This window comes from Kocuria kalidii, from assembly GCF_044462225.1.
In the GTDB taxonomy this organism is placed as follows: Bacteria; Actinomycetota; Actinomycetes; order Actinomycetales; family Micrococcaceae; genus Kocuria; species Kocuria kalidii.
The window spans coordinates 79564-93754 of the sequence record NZ_JBISWJ010000008.1 but is presented as its reverse complement, the minus strand read 5'-3'; the positions used below and the strand labels follow the sequence as shown (position 1 = coordinate 93754).

The following is a 14191-nucleotide window of genomic DNA, read 5'->3' as shown; positions in this document are numbered from 1 at the left end:
CGGCGAGCTCCTTCTCGGCCGACCGGAGCCGCTCGAGGGTGCCCGCCAGCCGCTCCGGCAGCTCCGCGGAGGACTGCGCCTTGAGCATGTCGGTGAGCTGGTGCACGAGGGTGCGCTCGGCCGCGAGGTGCCGGAACGAGTCCAGGCCCACCAGCGCCTCGACGCGCCGGTTGCCCGACCCCACGGACTGCTCGGTGAGCAGCGTGAGGGAGCCGATCTGGGCGGTGCCGCCCACGTGCGTGCCGCCGCACAGCTCCCGGGACCACGGGCCGTTCAGCTCCACCACGCGCACCCGGTCCCCGTACTTCTCGCCGAACAGGGACATGGCCCCCATGGCCTTGGCCTCGGCGAGGGCCATCTCCTGGGTCACGACCTCGTGGTTCGCGTGGATCGCCGCGTTGGAGACCTCCTCGATCTCCTGGCGCTGCGCCTCGGCGAGCCCCTCGCCCCAGGCGAAGTCGAAGCGCAGGTAGCCCTCCTTGTTGAAGGAGCCGCGCTGGACGGCCTCGGGGCCGAGGATGTCGTGCAGGGCCGCGTGGACGATGTGGGTGCCGGTGTGGGCGGCCTCGGCGGCACGCCGACGGGCGACGTCCACCTGGGCGAGCACCGTGGCCCCGGAGAGGGCCTCGCCCTCGCGCACGACCGCCTGGTGCACGGACAGCCCCTTCACGGGCTGCTGCACGTCGGTGACCTCGAGCACGAAGCCGTCGCCGCTGATCGTGCCGCGGTCGGCGGCCTGGCCGCCCGCCTCGGCGTAGAAGGGCGTCTCGTCGAGGACGACCTCGACGCGCGTCCCCGCCGGCGCGGCGGGGACGGTCGCACCGTCCTGCAGCAGGGCGCGCAGCACGGTCTCGTGGCCCAGCCGGGTGTAGCCGGTGAACACCGAGCCGCCCTCGTCGACGAGCCGGCGGAACACCGAGAGGTCCGCGTGGGCGCCCTTCTTGGCGCGGGCGTCCTGCTGCGCGCGGTGGCGCTGCTCCTCCATGAGACCGCGGAACGCCGTCTCGTCGACCGCGACCCCGGCCTCGGCGGCCATCTCCAGCGTCAGGTCGATCGGGAAGCCGTAGGTGTCGTGCAGGGCGAAGGCCTCCGCGCCGGAGACCGCCTGGCCCTGCCGCCGGGCGCCGGCGACGGCCTCGTCGAGGCGTGCGGTCCCGGACTCGATGGTCTTCAGGAACGCCCGCTCCTCGGCGTAGGCGATCCGGGAGATCCGCTCGAAGTCCTCGGCCACGTAGGGGTAGACGCCGCACATGGCGTCGCGGGACGCGGGCAGCAGCACGGGCAGGCAGGGCTCGGTGACACCCATGAGGCGCATCGCGCGGATCGCACGGCGCAGCAGGCGGCGCAGGATGTACCCGCGGCCCTCGTTCGAGGGGCTCACGCCGTCGGCGATGAGCATCAGCGAGGAGCGGACGTGGTCGGCGACCACGCGCATCCGCACGTCGTCGTCGTAGCCCTCCTCCCCGGGCTTCTCCGAGCCGTGGTAGCGCCTGCCGGAGAGCTCGGCGGCCCGGTCGAGGACCGGCCGGACCTGGTCGGTCTCGTAGAAGTTCTCGACGCCCTGGAGGAGCATGGCCAGGCGCTCGACGCCGAGGCCGGTGTCGATGTTCTGCTCCGGCAGGTCGCCCAGGATCTCGTAGTCCTTGCCCGTGCCGGCGCCGCGCTGGTACTGCATGAACACGAGGTTCCAGATCTCGATGTAGCGGTCGTCGTCGACCGCCGGGCCGCCCTCCCGGCCGTAGTGGGGGCCGCGGTCGTAGAAGATCTCGGAGTCGGGTCCCGCGGGTCCGGGCTGGCCGGTGTCCCAGTAGTTCTCGTCCCGGCCCATCCGCTGGATCCGCTGCGCGGGCACCCCCACCGTGTCCTTCCAGAGCGCGTAGGACTCGTCGTCGCCCTCGTAGACGGTGACCCACAGCCGCTCGGGGTCGAGCCCGAAGCCGCCCGTCGCGAGCGGGCCGGTGAGCAGCTCCCACGCCATGGGGATGGCCCGCTCCTTGAAGTAGTCGCCGAAGGAGAAGTTGCCGGCCATCTGGAAGAACGTGCCGTGCCGGGCGGTCTTGCCGACCTCCTCGATGTCGAGGGTGCGGATGCACTTCTGGATCGAGGTGGCCCGCTTGTAGGGGGCGGTCTCCTGGCCGAGGAAGTACGGGATGAACGGCACCATGCCGGCGATCGTGAACATGGACCCGGGCTGGGCGGAGACCAGCGAGGCGGAGGGCACCACGGTGTGGCCCTGGCCTTCGAAGTAGTCCAGCCAGCGCGTGGTGATTTCCTGAGACAGCATTACCGGTGCTTTCCTTCGCGATCGGTCGGGGGGTCGGTGGGGTCCGCCGTGGGCCCGTGGGGGGCGGCGGGGCCGTCGATCACCGGCGGGGCGGAGTCCCGGGCGGCCAGGCGGGAGGCCGACGGCCGGGGCGCGGCCACGCCGAAGGACTCGCGCAGCTCGGCCTCGCGCTCGTCCATGCCGGCCCGCACGGTGGCGGCGAAGCGGTAGAGCCGGGAGCGCCAGTCCCCGGCGCGGGAGCTGCGCCCGGGCGCGGGGTCCCCCCGCACGGAGAGGTCCTGACCGGGTGTGCGGGCGAACCGCGTGGCCGCGGCGCCGAGCACGCCCCCGGCGGCGACGAGCACGAGCTTTCCCCAGAGGCTCATGGCCGGTCCTCCCCCGGGGCGCCGGGGCCCTGCTCGTCGGCGGGCCCGAAGCGGTCGGCGCGGTGGGAGCCGTCGGTGGCGGTGTCCCCCGTGAAGGCCCTGCGCACCCCGTGCGAGAACGCCGCGACCTTGATCAGCGGCTGGCCCACGGTGGAGGCCACCAGGGAGGACAGCGCGGAGACGTTCGCGGAGGCGTCGGAGACGTTGGTCGTGATGCCGTCCACCTTCTCGAGCTGCGAGTTGGTGGTCGAGACGGTGCGGGTGACCTCGTCGATGAGGGGGACGGTCTCGTTGTTGAGCGAGCGGATCGTCAGCCGCAGCTCGTCGAAGACCTTGCCGAGCTTGAGGATCGGCACCGCGAGCAGGAGCACCAGCACGGCGAACACCCCCGCGGCGAGCAGTCCTGCGATTTCTCCACCGGTCATGGGGCGGCGCGCTCCTTGCTGGTCGGGTCGAGCGGCCGGGGCGGCAGGACCGCTCCCGGCGTGCGGGGACGGGCACCGGCGCGGCGCCCGGGAGTCAACTGTACCGAACGGGAAAGCCCGCGGCGCAGGCGCCGCGGGCTCTCCGCCGGGAAGGCCCCGCCCCCGGTTGCCCGGGAGCGGGAGCCCGCAGGATCAGGCCATGCGGGCGTAGTACTCCACGACGAGCTGCTCCTCGCAGGTCACGGGGACCTCGGCGCGCTTGGGCTTGCGCACCAGCTTGGCCTGCAGCTTCTCGATCTGCACGTCGAGGTAGCCCGGGGTGTCGGGCAGCACGGCCTGGTGGGCGCCGGCGGCGGCGACCTGGAAGGGCACCATCTTCTCCGACTTGGCGTGCACGTGGATCAGCTGGCCCTCCTTGACCTGGAAGGAGGGGCGGTCCACCCGCTGGCCGTCCACCAGGATGTGGCGGTGCACGACCATCTGGCGGGCCTGGGCCATGGTGCGGGCGAAGCCCGAGCGCAGGACCAGGGCGTCGAGGCGGGACTCCAGCAGGGCGACCAGGTTCTCACCGGTCTGGCCCTCCTGGCGCTTGGCCTCGACGTAGGCGATGTGCATCTGCTTCTCGCGGATGTTGTACTGCGCCCGGAGACGCTGCTTCTCGCGCAGACGGACGGCGTAGTCCGAGTCGGCCTTGCGGCGGGCACGGCCGTGCTCGCCGGGGCCGTAGGGACGGCGCTCGAAGTACTTCTCGGCCTTCGGGGTCAGGGCGATCCCGAGGGCGCGGGACTTGCGCACCTGGCGGCGCGCACGCGTGTTGTTAGCCACGTTTACCTTTCACAATGCGGTGCCCTCCCCCGTCCGTCGTCCGGTGCGGGGGGAGCGTGTTCTGTTCGGTCCGGCCTCCGAGGACGGGATCGGTCCCGCCGGAGAGGTGAGGATCAGCCGCAATCCTCCGGTCCTACAAGCGCCGTGACCGCGCGCCGCGCACCGTGGTTGAGGCGGTGCGCCGGGCGTGCGGGAGCACGGGCCTTGCCGGCCGACATCCCACTATAGCGTGCCCGGGGCGGTCGCGCTCCCCCGCCCCGGGCGTCCGGCGCCCGCCCTCGCGCGGTCCGGGCCCGCGGACACGGCGGAGCGCCGCCCGGGCGTCCCGGGCGGCGCTCCGGCCCGGCCCCGCCGAGGGGCCGGCGCCGGCCGGTGTCAGTCGACGTCCTCGTCCACCCAGTCCAGGGACTTCGTGACGGCCTTCTGCCAGTTGCGGTAGAGCTTCTCGCGGCGGTCGTCCGCCATGGCGGGCTCCCAGCGGGTGTCCTCGGACCAGTTCGCGGTCACCTCGTCCGTCCCGGACCAGAAGCCGACGGCGATCCCCGCCGCGTAGGCGGCACCCAGGGCGGTGGTCTCGGTGACCCGCGGACGGATGACCGGCACGCCGATCTGGTCGGCCTGGAACTGCATGAGCAGCTCGTTGGCCGTCATGCCCCCGTCCACCTTCAGCTCGGTGATGTCCACGCCGGCGTCGGCGTTCATGGCGTCCACGACCTCGCGGGACTGGTACGCGGTCGCCTCGAGGGCCGCGCGGGCGATGTGGGCCTTGCTCACGTAGCGGGTCAGCCCCACGAGGGCGCCACGGGCGTCCGGGCGCCAGTGCGGGGCGAAGAGGCCGCTGAAGGCCGGCACGAAGTAGGCCCCGCCGTTGTCCTCCACGGAGGCCGCCAGCGGCTCGACCTCCGGCGCGGAGGAGATGATGCCGAGGTTGTCGCGCAGCCACTGGACCAGGGACCCGGTCACGGCGATCGAGCCCTCGAGGGCGTAGACGGCGTCCTGGTCGCCGATCTTGTAGCAGACCGTGCTCAGCAGCCCGTTCTGCGAGTGCACCACCTCGGTGCCCACGTTCATGAGCACGAAGCTGCCGGTGCCGTAGGTGTTCTTGCCCATGCCCTTCTCGAAGCACGCCTGCCCGAACATGGCGGCCTGCTGGTCCCCGAGGATCCCGGAGATCGGCACGTCCTTGAGGAAGCCGCGGGTGCGCCCCTTGCCGTAGACCTCGGAGGAGGAGCGGATCTCGGGCAGCATCGACATGGGGATGCGCATGTCGGCGCAGATCTCCGGGTTCCAGTCCAGGGTCTCGAGGTTCATGAGCATCGTGCGGGAGGCGTTGGTGACGTCGGTGACGTGCACCCCGCCGTCGACGCCCCCGGTCATGTTCCAGACCAGCCAGGAGTCGGTGGTGCCCATCAGCAGGTCCCCGCGCTCGGCGGCCTCGCGGGCGCCCTCGACGTTGTCGAGGATCCAGGTGACCTTGGGTCCGGCGAAGTAGCTCGCCAGCGGAAGTCCCACCCGGTCCTTGTACCGGTCCGTGCCGGCGTCCCCGGCGAACTCCTCGACGAGCGCCTGGGTGCGGGTGTCCTGCCAGACGATGGCGTTGTAGACCGGCTTGCCGGTGGTGCGGTCCCAGACCACGGTGGTCTCGCGCTGGTTGGTGATGCCCACGGCGGCGATGTCGCGGGCGTTGACCTCCGAGCTGGCCTCCGCCTCCGCGACGACCTTGCGGACGTTGAGCCAGATCTCCAGGGGGTCGTGCTCGACCCACCCGGCGCGCGGGAAGATCTGCTGGTGCTCCAGCTGGCCCGTGCTGACGATGTTGCCCTGCTTGTCGAAGATGATCGCGCGCGAGCTCGTGGTGCCCTGGTCGATGGCCATGACGTACTTCGTGTCGGTGCTCATGGGTGGTACCTCACTTCGTGGTGTTGTCGTGACTTCGGGGTGTTCTCGTGACTTCCGGGTGGGGTTCGGGACCGTCCGGTCGGTGCCGGACGGGTGCGGGCGTCAGGCCGGCGGGTTGGCGTAGAGCTGGTAGAAGCCGCCGGCGAGCAGGGCGCCGAGGATCGGGCCCACGACCGGGACCCAGGCGTAGCCCCAGTCGCTGGTGCCCTTTCCGCGGATCGGCAGGAAGGCGTGGGCGATGCGGGGCCCGAGGTCACGGGCGGGGTTGATGGCGTAGCCCGTGGGCCCGCCGAGGCTCGCGCCGATGCCGACCACGAGCAGGGCCACGGCCAGCGGGCCGAGCTCGGACGGGGTGTTGCCGAAGAGCAGGATCACCGCGACCAGGACGAACGTGCCGATCACCTCGGTGACCACGTTCCAGCCGTAGGAGCGCACGGCCGGTCCGGTCGAGAACACGGCGAGCTTCGTCTCCCCGAGGACCTCCTCCCCCTCGATGTCCTCGTCGAAGTGCTTCTTGTAGGCCAGGAACGCGAGGACCGCGCCCAGGACGCCGCCGAGGAGCTCCCCGGCGAAGTAGACGAGCGTGCTGACCAGGGTGACGGCCACGCCGGGGGCGTACTCCTCGGCCCCGCTGGCCCACAGGCCCACGGTCACGGCGGGGTTGATGTGGGCGCCGGACTGGTAGGCCACGAAGACACCGGCGAACACGGCGAGGCCCCAGCCGAAGTTGATCATCAGGAACCCGCCGCCGAGCCCCTTGGTCCTCGGCAGCACGGCGTTGGCGACGACGCCGCAGCCGAGCAGCAGCAGCATCGCGGTGCCCGCGACCTCGGACCAGAACACGGTGGACAGGGGGATCGGCACGGCAGGCACGACGGCCTGGGCCACGACGTTCGACATCGACAGCACTGCAACTCCTCGGGTGGTGCGGACTGGGTGGTGCGGACCGCTGGTGCGGACCGGGTGGGCCGGTCGTCCGTTCGGGGACGGCCGGGACGTGGTGGTGCGGGTGGCGAGCGGTGGAGCGGGTGGGACGCTCAGGAACCGGCGCGGTGCACGAGTTCCAGGACGTCGGGTGCCGCGGCCCGTGCGGCCGCCGCCGCGGTGTCGTCCGCGGTCCCCGCGGCGGCGTCCTCCGCCGCGCAGCGGACCCGGTAGGCCTCGACCTCCGCCGCGCGCCGGCGCTCGTCCCAGCCGAGCGCCCCGGCGGCGAGGTCGGCGATCTCCTCGACCGCGTCGAGCCCGTGGCGCTCCTGCTCCCAGGTGAGCCGGGTGCGGGTGTCGTAGACGTCCTCGAGGTGCAGCGCGCCCTCGTGGCTGCAGGCGTGCACGATCTCCGCCCGCAGGTAGGCGGGGGCACCCTCCAGCGGGCGGCCCAGGTCGGGGCGGTCCTCGACCAGCTCCACGATCTCGGAGATCCCGGACCCGTAGCGGCCGAGCAGGTGCGCGACCCGCTCCTCGCTCCAGTCGTGCCGGGCGGCCAGGGTCCCGGCCTGACGGCTCAGCGCGAGGTAGCCGTCGGCGCCCAGCAGGGGCGTGCGGTCGGTCACGGACGGCAGCTGGGCGGCGCGCTCGTCGCCCAGTGCGAGGTCCACCGCGTCCTGGGCCATCACCCGGTAGGTCGTCAGCTTGCCGCCGGCGATCGAGATCAGCCCGGGAGCGACCTCCGTGACGGTGTGCTCCCGCGAGATCTTGGTGGACTGGTCGTCACCGCCCTTCTTGGTGCCCGGCTGCAGCAGGGGGCGCAGGCCCGCGTAGGTGCCGATGACGTCCTCGCGGGTGAGCGGGCGGTCGAGGACCACGTTGGCGTGGTCGATGACGTAGTCGATGTCCTCCCCGGTGGCCACCGGGTTCTCGAGGTCGTGGTGGTACGGGGTGTCCGTGGTGCCGATGATCCAGTAGCGCTCCCACGGGATGATGAACAGCACGGACTTCTCGGTCTGCAGGATGAGCCCGCTCTCGCCGCGGATCCGCTCCCGCGGCACGATGATGTGGATGCCCTTGGAGGCCAGCACCTTGAGCCCGCCCTCGGCGTGGGCGAGGTCCTGGGTCTGCTCGGTCCACACGCCGGTGGCCGCGATGACGGTCCTCGCCCGCACCGTGTGCTCCGCCCCGGTCTCGAGGTCGCGCACGGTGGCGCCCAGCACCCGGCCGCTCTCGTCCTCGGGGAAGGCCACGGCCCGGGTGCGGCTGGCGGCGAGCGCGCCGTAGCGCACGGCCGTGCGCACGATGGTCAGGACCAGGCGGGCGTCGTCGACCTGGCCGTCCCAGTACTTGACCGCGCCCACCATGGAGCCCGGCTTGATGTCCGGGAAGACGCGCTGGACGCCCTTGAAGCCGTAGTGGCGCTGGAGGGGCAGGGTCGCGACCTTCGCGCCGATGTGGGCCATGGCGTCGTAGAGGCCGATGCCGGCGGTCACGTAGGGCCGCTCCCAGAAGCGGTGGGTGAGGGGGTAGAGGAACGGCACCGGCCTGACCAGGTGGGGGGCGAGGTAGTCCAGCAGCAGCTCCCGCTCGCGCAGGGCCTCGGAGACGAGCTTGAAGTCGAGCTGCTGGAGGTAGCGCAGGCCGCCGTGGACGAGCTTGGAGGACCACTGCGAGGTCCCGCCGGCCCAGTCCTGGGCCTCGACGATGCCCGTGCGCAGGCCGCGGGTCGCGGCGTCCAGGGCGATGCCGGCCCCGGTGATGCCTCCGCCGACGACGAGGACGTCGAGCTCGGGGCCGTCGGAGAGCTCGGCGAGCGCCCGGTCGCGCTCGGTGCGGGAGAGGGTGGGATGGGCCATGGTGGGGAACTCCTCGGGGCGTGTGGTTTCGGGCGGGTAACGTGCTCTGCATCACACTCTGTCGCGGATTGCACCTATGCTCAAAGCAAATGAACGGACGTGCAAGACATGGAGGTGCACATGCACGGTGATGCCGAGCTCCACCACGCGGCGGAGCTGTACTACGTCCAGGGCATGACGATGGATGCGGTGGCGGATCGGTTCGGGGTCTCCCGTCCCACGGTCTCGCGGATGCTGCAGGCGGCCCGGGAGCGGGGCATCGTGCGGATCAGCCTCTCCGCTCCCCCGGACGCGGGACACGACCTCGCGCGCCGGCTGCGGGAGGCGTTCGGGGTCACGGTGCACGTGGCGGGCACGCCGCGCACGGCCACGGAGCCGCAGCGGCTGGAGTCCGTGGCCCGGGCCGCGGCCGGGCTGCTCGGTGACTGGTTCGGGGACGGGATGACCCTGGCGGTCGCCTGGGGGACCACGGCCTCGGCGATCGCGGCGCACCTGCAGCCCAAGGTGACGCGGGACGCCGTCGTGGTGCAGATGAACGGCGCCGTCAGCGCCCGGTCCACGGGGACGGCGCAGTCCTCGGCGCTGCTGGGGCAGATGTCGACGGCCTTCGGGGCCGCCCTGCTGCCCTTCCCGACCCCCGCGTTCTTCGACAACGAGCAGACCCGGACGCTGATGTGGCAGGAGTCGTCGGTGCGCCGGGTGCTCGCCGCGCGCAATGCGGCGGACCTCGCCGTGTTCAGCGTGGGCGCGTTCCGCGGCCCGATGATCTCGCAGGTCTACAGCAGCGGCTACCTGCCGGAGGACGGGCTCCGGGAGCTGTCCGCGCACCGGGTGGTCGGCGACGTGTGCACGGTCTTCCTGCGGGAGGACGGGACGTACGCCGACATCGAGTACAACCGCCGGGCCAGCGGGCCGACCCCCATGGAGCTGCGGCGGATCCCGCGCCGGCTGTGCGTGGTCGCCGGGGACCACAAGGTGCCGGGCGTGGTCGGCGCCCTGCGGGCGGGCGTGGTCACGGACCTGCTCATCGACGAGCGCACGGCCGCGTCGGTGGTGCGCCACCTGTTCGGCCGCTGAGCACGCCCGTCAGCGGCCCCGGACGATGCCCCGCAGGATCTCCAGGCGGTGGGCGATGTCGCGCTCGCGGCCGTGCTCGGTGGGCCGGTAGTAGTCGGTGCCGACCAGCTCGTCGGGCGGGTACTGCTGGGCGGCGACCCCGTTGGGCTCGTCGTGGGAGTACACGTAGCCGCGGCCGTGGCCGAGCTGGCCGGCCCCGGGGTAGTGCGCGTCCCGCAGGTGCAGGGGCACGGGCCCGGCCCGGCCCCTGCGGACGTCGGCGATGGCCTCGTCGATCGCCGTGTAGGCGGCGTTGGACTTCGGGGCGGTCGCCAGGTGCGCCACGGCCTGGGCCAGCGGGATCCTGCCCTCGGGCATGCCGATGAGCTGGACGGCGTCGGCGGCCGCGACCGCGGTCAGCAGCGCGGTGGGGTCCGCCGTGCCGATGTCCTCGGACGCGGAGATGATGAGCCGGCGGGCGATGAACCGCGGGTCCTCGCCCGCCTCGATCATCCGGGCGAGGTAGTGCATCGCGGCGTCCACGTCGGAGCCGCGGATCGACTTGATGAACGCGCTGACCACGTCGTAGTGCTGGTCGCCGTTCTTGTCGTAGCGCACCGCGGCCCGGTCGAGGGCCTCCTCGGCGTGCTCGCGGGTGAGCACGGGGACCGGCCGCCCCGCGGCCCCGTCGTCGCCCGCGTCCTCCTGCGCCCCGTCGGCGCCCGCGCCGTCCGGCGCGTCGCCGGGTCCCGGCCGCTTCGACAGGGCGACCCCGGCGGCGGCCTCGAGGGAGGTCAGCGCCTTGCGGGCGTCCCCGCCGCACAGGTCCAGCAGGTGCTCGCGCGCCTCGGCGGAGAGCTCCACCTCGCCGTTGAGGCCCCGGGGGTCGGCGACGGCGCGGTCGAGCAGCGCCGCGATGTCGGCCCGTTCCAGCGGCTGCAGCGTCAGCAGCAGCGAGCGCGAGAGCAGGGGGGAGATCACCGAGAAGGACGGGTTCTCCGTGGTGGCCGCCACGAGCACCACCCACCGGTTCTCGACCCCCGGCAGCAGCGCGTCCTGCTGGGCCTTGGTGAAGCGGTGGATCTCGTCGAGGAACAGCACCGTGGTGCGCCCGTGCAGGTCCCGGTCGGTGAGCGCCTCGTCCATCACCTTCCGCACGTCCTTGACGCCGGCGGTGACGGCGGAGAGCTCCACGAACTTCCGGGACACCCCGCGGGCGATCACGTGGGCCAGGGTCGTCTTGCCGGTGCCCGGGGGGCCCCACAGGACGATCGACGACGGCCCCGCCGGGCCCCGGTCCTCCCCGGCCAGGACCTGCAGCGGGGACCCGGGCCTGAGCAGGTGCTGCTGGCCCACGATCTCGTCGAGCCGGCGCGGGCGCATCCGCACCGCCAGCGGCGCCCGGGACCGCCGCGCCCAGCCGGCGGGGCGGTCGGCGCGGTCCCCCTCGTCCCCGGGAGCAGGGAAGCCGGGGTCGGGGGCGTCGAGGTCGTCGAAGAGGGAGCCGGTCACCTCCTCAGGCTAGCGCCCGTCGCCCTCGGGGCCTGTCGGAGGTGGGGGGACCAGCGTATGCTCAGCACGCTGATCACGTCGGGTTACCGACGGGCGCACTGCGCACGACGACGACCGCGACGGCGGCCGCCGCGGCGCGGACCCACGAGAGTTCTGCCCGACCGTTCCAGGGATGAGGTTCCGGTGTTCGAACCCCCGAGTCTGCTCTTCGCCGCCGCCGGGCTGGCCGTGTTCGCGGCCGCCCTGCTGCCCCGTCTGCTCATGCGGGCCCCGCTGTCGGTGCCCATGCTGTTCCTGGCCGCCGGGGCGGTGATCTTCTCGCTGGCCGACAGACTGCCCGACCCGGACCCGGTCGCCTACAGCAACGTCACCGTGCATCTGAGCGAGGTCTGCGTGATCGTCTCGCTGATGGGTGCCGGGCTGGCGCTGGACCGTCCCCTGGGGCTCCGGCGGTGGGCCACGACCTGGCGGCTCCTGGGGATCGCCATGCCCCTGAGCCTGCTCGGGGCGGCCCTGCTCGGGTGGTCGGTGCTGGGACTGAGCGCGGCCGGCGCCGTGCTCGTGGCCGCGGCACTGGCTCCCACCGACCCGGTCCTGGCCTCCGAGGTGCAGGTCGCAGAGCCCTCGCAGGCGCAGGACGACCTCGACGGAGAGGACGAGGTCCGGTTCGGGCTCACCTCCGAGGCGGGCCTCAACGACGGTCTGGCCTTCCCCTTCGTCTACCTCGCCATCGCCCTGAGCGTCGTGGGCACCGACCCCGGCGCGTGGCTGCCGCACTTCCTCGCCGTGGACGTGTCCTGGCGGATCGCCGTCGGCTGTCTGTTCGGCGTCCTGGTCGGGCTGCTCCTGAGACGACTCTTCTTGCGCTCCCCGCTGGAGAGCGTCCGCACGGCAGCGCAGACCGAGGGGTTCGTGGCCCTCGCGGCCACGTTCCTCACCTACGGTCTGGCCGAGATGTTCGAGGGCTACGGCTTCGTCGCCGTGTTCGTGTGCGCGGTGACCATCCGGGCGGGCGAGCGGGTGCACGGTGCCCACGGCGTCCTGCACAGCTACATCGAGCAGCTCGAGCGGCTGCTCACCGTGGTGGTGCTCGTGCTCCTGGGCGGTGCCGTGGCCCGGGGTCTGCTCGTCGGGATCACCTGGCGGGAGGTCCTCGTCGCGGCGGCCTTCCTGCTGCTGGTGCGCCCCCTCGCCGCGTGGATCAGCCTGACGGGCGGCCGGACGGGCCCGTGGGAGCGCGGCGTCATCGCGTTCTTCGGCGTGCGCGGCATCGGCTCGATCTACTACCTCGGCTACGCCCTGTCGGAGGGGGAGTTCACCGCGGAGGACCAGGCTTTGTGGCGCATCGTTGGGCTGGTGATCGTCGCGTCGATCCTGCTGCACGGGATGACCGCGGGACCCGTCATCACGAGGCTCGACCGTGCCCGGCAGCGCAGGGCCCGGGAGGAGTCGGGTTCCGAGGCGGCCGCTCCCCGCACGCCGATCTGACGGCCCGCGCCGGGGCCCGGGCACGCCGGGCCGGTCTCAGCCCCGGCGGGGCCGTTCCAGCTCGGCGCTGTCCAGGACCAGGGTGAAGGGGCCGTCGTTGACGAGCTCCACCTGCATCGCGGCCCCGAAGCGGCCCGTCTCGACGCGCGCGCCGAGCTCCCGCAGCGCCTGCACGTAGGCCTCGAACAGCGGCTCCGAGACCGGGCCGGGCGCCGCCGCCGACCACGAGGGGCGCCGGCCCCGGCGGGCGTCGCCGTAGAGCGTGAACTGGCTGATCGCGAGCACGGGGGCGCCGAGGTCGGCGCAGGACCGCTCCCCCTCCAGCAGCCGCAGCGTCCAGGTCTTCTCGGCGAGCTTCGTGGCCGTTGCGGCGTCGTCGTCGTGCGTGATGCCCACCAGGGCCACCAGGCCGGGTCCCCCGATCGTCCCCACGACGTCTCCCCCGACGGTCACGGCGGCACGGGCCACCCGTTGCAGAACGATGCGCATGCGCTCCAGTCCACCACAGGCACCGGCCGGCCGGGAACCGCGGACGGCCCCGTCCTCATGACGGCCGGGCGGCCCACGGTCCGGCCGAGCACCCTGGTGGCGGAGCCCTCGCCGACGAGGCGAGGACGGTTCAGGCCAGGACCGAGAACCCCGGGGGCAGCGGCCGCCGGCCGGTGAGCGCCAGCAGGATCCCGGGGAGGTGCCCGCCTCCCGCGGCGATCTCGAGCACGGTCTGCCCGGCGTCGGCCAGGACGTGGTCCGGGGGCGACCGGTCCAGCCCGCAGGCCGCTGCGACGTCCAGGCCGTGCACGGCCAGCTCGAAGGTGCGCGTGGGCACGTAGGCGCGCAGCCGGGTGCCGCCCACCACGGTGCGGATCAGGGGGTCCTCCTCGAGCGGCACCTGCGCCAGGGCGTCCTGCGCCCGGTCCAGCGATGCCCGGACGGCGGCGCCCGGGTGCCGGCCCAGGTCCCGGCCGGCGGCGACGCCCCGGGTCGCGACCTGAGCGGGGTCCGCGGCCGCGGCGGCGAGCGCGTAGTACTGCGCCACCCCGGTGCAGGTCTCGTCCTCGGCGGGGACCAGAAGGTAGTCGCCGAGCGTGACGAGCGCACGGTGGGTGTGGCCGACCAGCGCCCGGACGTCCCAGGAGCCCAGGCCCGGGCGCGTCCAGTGGTGCGGGCGCAGCTCCTCGACGAGTTCGGCGAACCACGTCCCGGCGCCGAGCAGCGCGGCGCGGGCGGAGGCGGGATCACGGCTCATGGGCCCCCCTGGGGTGGTGCCGGCGGGGACCGGGTCCGGCCGGTCGGGCGGGTCGCGTCCCCGGAGGTGACCGAAGCATACTGCGGCGCATCGGCGGCAGGGCCGATGTTGCGCCCGGTGGCGCCGTCGCACCGCCGGCCCAGCCCGCCGTCCCACCCCGCCGTCCCAGCCCGGCGTCCCAGCCCGAAGCCCACTCCGCCGTCCCTCGCCACCGTCGCACCCCGCCGGCCCTCCCGACGAGGTGACGGGAGGGCGCGGCCCGGGGCGGCCCGGACGGCCTCCGGACCGCCCCGGACGCCGTACCCTCG

The 14191-nt window shown here is 73.4% G+C and carries 12 protein-coding genes; 2 read left to right on the top strand and 10 right to left on the bottom strand.

The window, feature by feature from the left end; translation table 11 throughout:
• The 7 genes from alaS to ACH9D3_RS01285 all read right to left on the bottom strand — a co-directional run.
• Positions 1-2284 (bottom strand): alanine--tRNA ligase (gene alaS, locus ACH9D3_RS01315; protein WP_396409561.1); only part of this gene is annotated, 2284 nt, incomplete at its 3' end.
• Positions 2284-2649, bottom strand: coding sequence for a hypothetical protein (locus tag ACH9D3_RS01310; protein WP_396409560.1), 366 nt, complete (start codon positions 2647-2649; stop codon positions 2284-2286). The genes ACH9D3_RS01310 and alaS, both read right to left, overlap by 1 nt.
• Positions 2646-3074 carry a DUF948 domain-containing protein gene (locus ACH9D3_RS01305; RefSeq protein ID WP_396398078.1) on the bottom strand — a complete coding sequence of 143 codons (429 nt, stop codon included), beginning with the start codon at positions 3072-3074 and terminating at the stop codon, positions 2646-2648. Before ACH9D3_RS01305 ends, ACH9D3_RS01310 begins: the two co-directional genes overlap by 4 nt.
• Positions 3075-3266: 192 nt before the next feature.
• Positions 3267-3899, bottom strand: a complete 633-nt coding sequence (rpsD, locus tag ACH9D3_RS01300; RefSeq protein ID WP_396398077.1) for a 30S ribosomal protein S4 — start codon at positions 3897-3899, stop codon at positions 3267-3269.
• 375 nt (positions 3900-4274) lie between these two features.
• Positions 4275-5798, bottom strand: a complete 1524-nt coding sequence (glpK, locus tag ACH9D3_RS01295; protein WP_396409559.1) for a glycerol kinase GlpK — start codon at positions 5796-5798, stop codon at positions 4275-4277.
• Positions 5799-5900: 102 nt separating this feature from the next.
• Positions 5901-6698, bottom strand: a complete 798-nt coding sequence (locus ACH9D3_RS01290) for an MIP/aquaporin family protein (RefSeq protein ID WP_396398482.1) — start codon at positions 6696-6698, stop codon at positions 5901-5903.
• 137 nt (positions 6699-6835) lie between these two features.
• Entirely contained in the window at positions 6836-8581 is a 1746-nt protein-coding gene (locus tag ACH9D3_RS01285; protein WP_396409558.1) for an FAD-dependent oxidoreductase, read from the bottom strand.
• Between the two features lie 120 nt (positions 8582-8701).
• Here ACH9D3_RS01285 and ACH9D3_RS01280 point away from each other — a divergent pair, with 120 nt between their 5' ends.
• A complete protein-coding gene (locus tag ACH9D3_RS01280) occupies positions 8702-9658 on the top strand; it encodes a sugar-binding domain-containing protein (protein ID WP_396409557.1) in 957 nt (318 codons plus the stop codon).
• Positions 9659-9667: 9 nt separating this feature from the next.
• On the opposite strand, the gene ACH9D3_RS01275 is transcribed toward ACH9D3_RS01280, so the two are convergent.
• Entirely contained in the window at positions 9668-11149 is a 1482-nt protein-coding gene (locus ACH9D3_RS01275; protein WP_396409556.1) for an AAA family ATPase, read from the bottom strand.
• Positions 11150-11332: 183 nt separating this feature from the next.
• Between ACH9D3_RS01275 and ACH9D3_RS01270 the strand changes: the two genes are divergently transcribed.
• Complete coding sequence (locus tag ACH9D3_RS01270) at positions 11333-12637, top strand: cation:proton antiporter domain-containing protein (protein ID WP_396409555.1); 1305 nt, start codon at positions 11333-11335, stop codon at positions 12635-12637.
• 36 nt (positions 12638-12673) lie between these two features.
• Here ACH9D3_RS01270 and dtd read toward each other — a convergent pair whose 3' ends face one another.
• Entirely contained in the window at positions 12674-13126 is a 453-nt protein-coding gene (dtd, locus tag ACH9D3_RS01265; protein WP_396409554.1) for a D-aminoacyl-tRNA deacylase, read from the bottom strand.
• Positions 13127-13256: 130 nt separating this feature from the next.
• On the bottom strand, positions 13257-13883 hold the full coding sequence (locus ACH9D3_RS01260) for a maleylpyruvate isomerase family mycothiol-dependent enzyme (RefSeq protein ID WP_396409553.1): 627 nt from the start codon (positions 13881-13883) through the stop codon (positions 13257-13259).
• Positions 13884-14191 lie beyond the last annotated feature (308 nt).

What these genes read in the sequence shown, in the direction of transcription:
- ACH9D3_RS01310 (WP_396409560.1), bottom strand. Translation starts at nt 2,649, where the DNA reads ATGAGCCTCTGGGGAAAGCTCGTGCTCGTCGCCGCCGGGGGCGTGCTC.
- ACH9D3_RS01305 (WP_396398078.1), bottom strand. Translation starts at nt 3,074, where the DNA reads ATGACCGGTGGAGAAATCGCAGGACTGCTCGCCGCGGGGGTGTTCGCC.
- glpK (WP_396409559.1), bottom strand. Translation starts at nt 5,798, where the DNA reads ATGAGCACCGACACGAAGTACGTCATGGCCATCGACCAGGGCACCACG.
- ACH9D3_RS01290 (WP_396398482.1), bottom strand. Translation starts at nt 6,698, where the DNA reads ATGTCGAACGTCGTGGCCCAGGCCGTCGTGCCTGCCGTGCCGATCCCC.
- ACH9D3_RS01285 (WP_396409558.1), bottom strand. Translation starts at nt 8,581, where the DNA reads ATGGCCCATCCCACCCTCTCCCGCACCGAGCGCGACCGGGCGCTCGCC.
- ACH9D3_RS01280 (WP_396409557.1), top strand. Translation starts at nt 8,702, where the DNA reads ATGCACGGTGATGCCGAGCTCCACCACGCGGCGGAGCTGTACTACGTC.
- dtd (WP_396409554.1), bottom strand. Translation starts at nt 13,126, where the DNA reads ATGCGCATCGTTCTGCAACGGGTGGCCCGTGCCGCCGTGACCGTCGGG.
- ACH9D3_RS01260 (WP_396409553.1), bottom strand. Translation starts at nt 13,883, where the DNA reads ATGAGCCGTGATCCCGCCTCCGCCCGCGCCGCGCTGCTCGGCGCCGGG.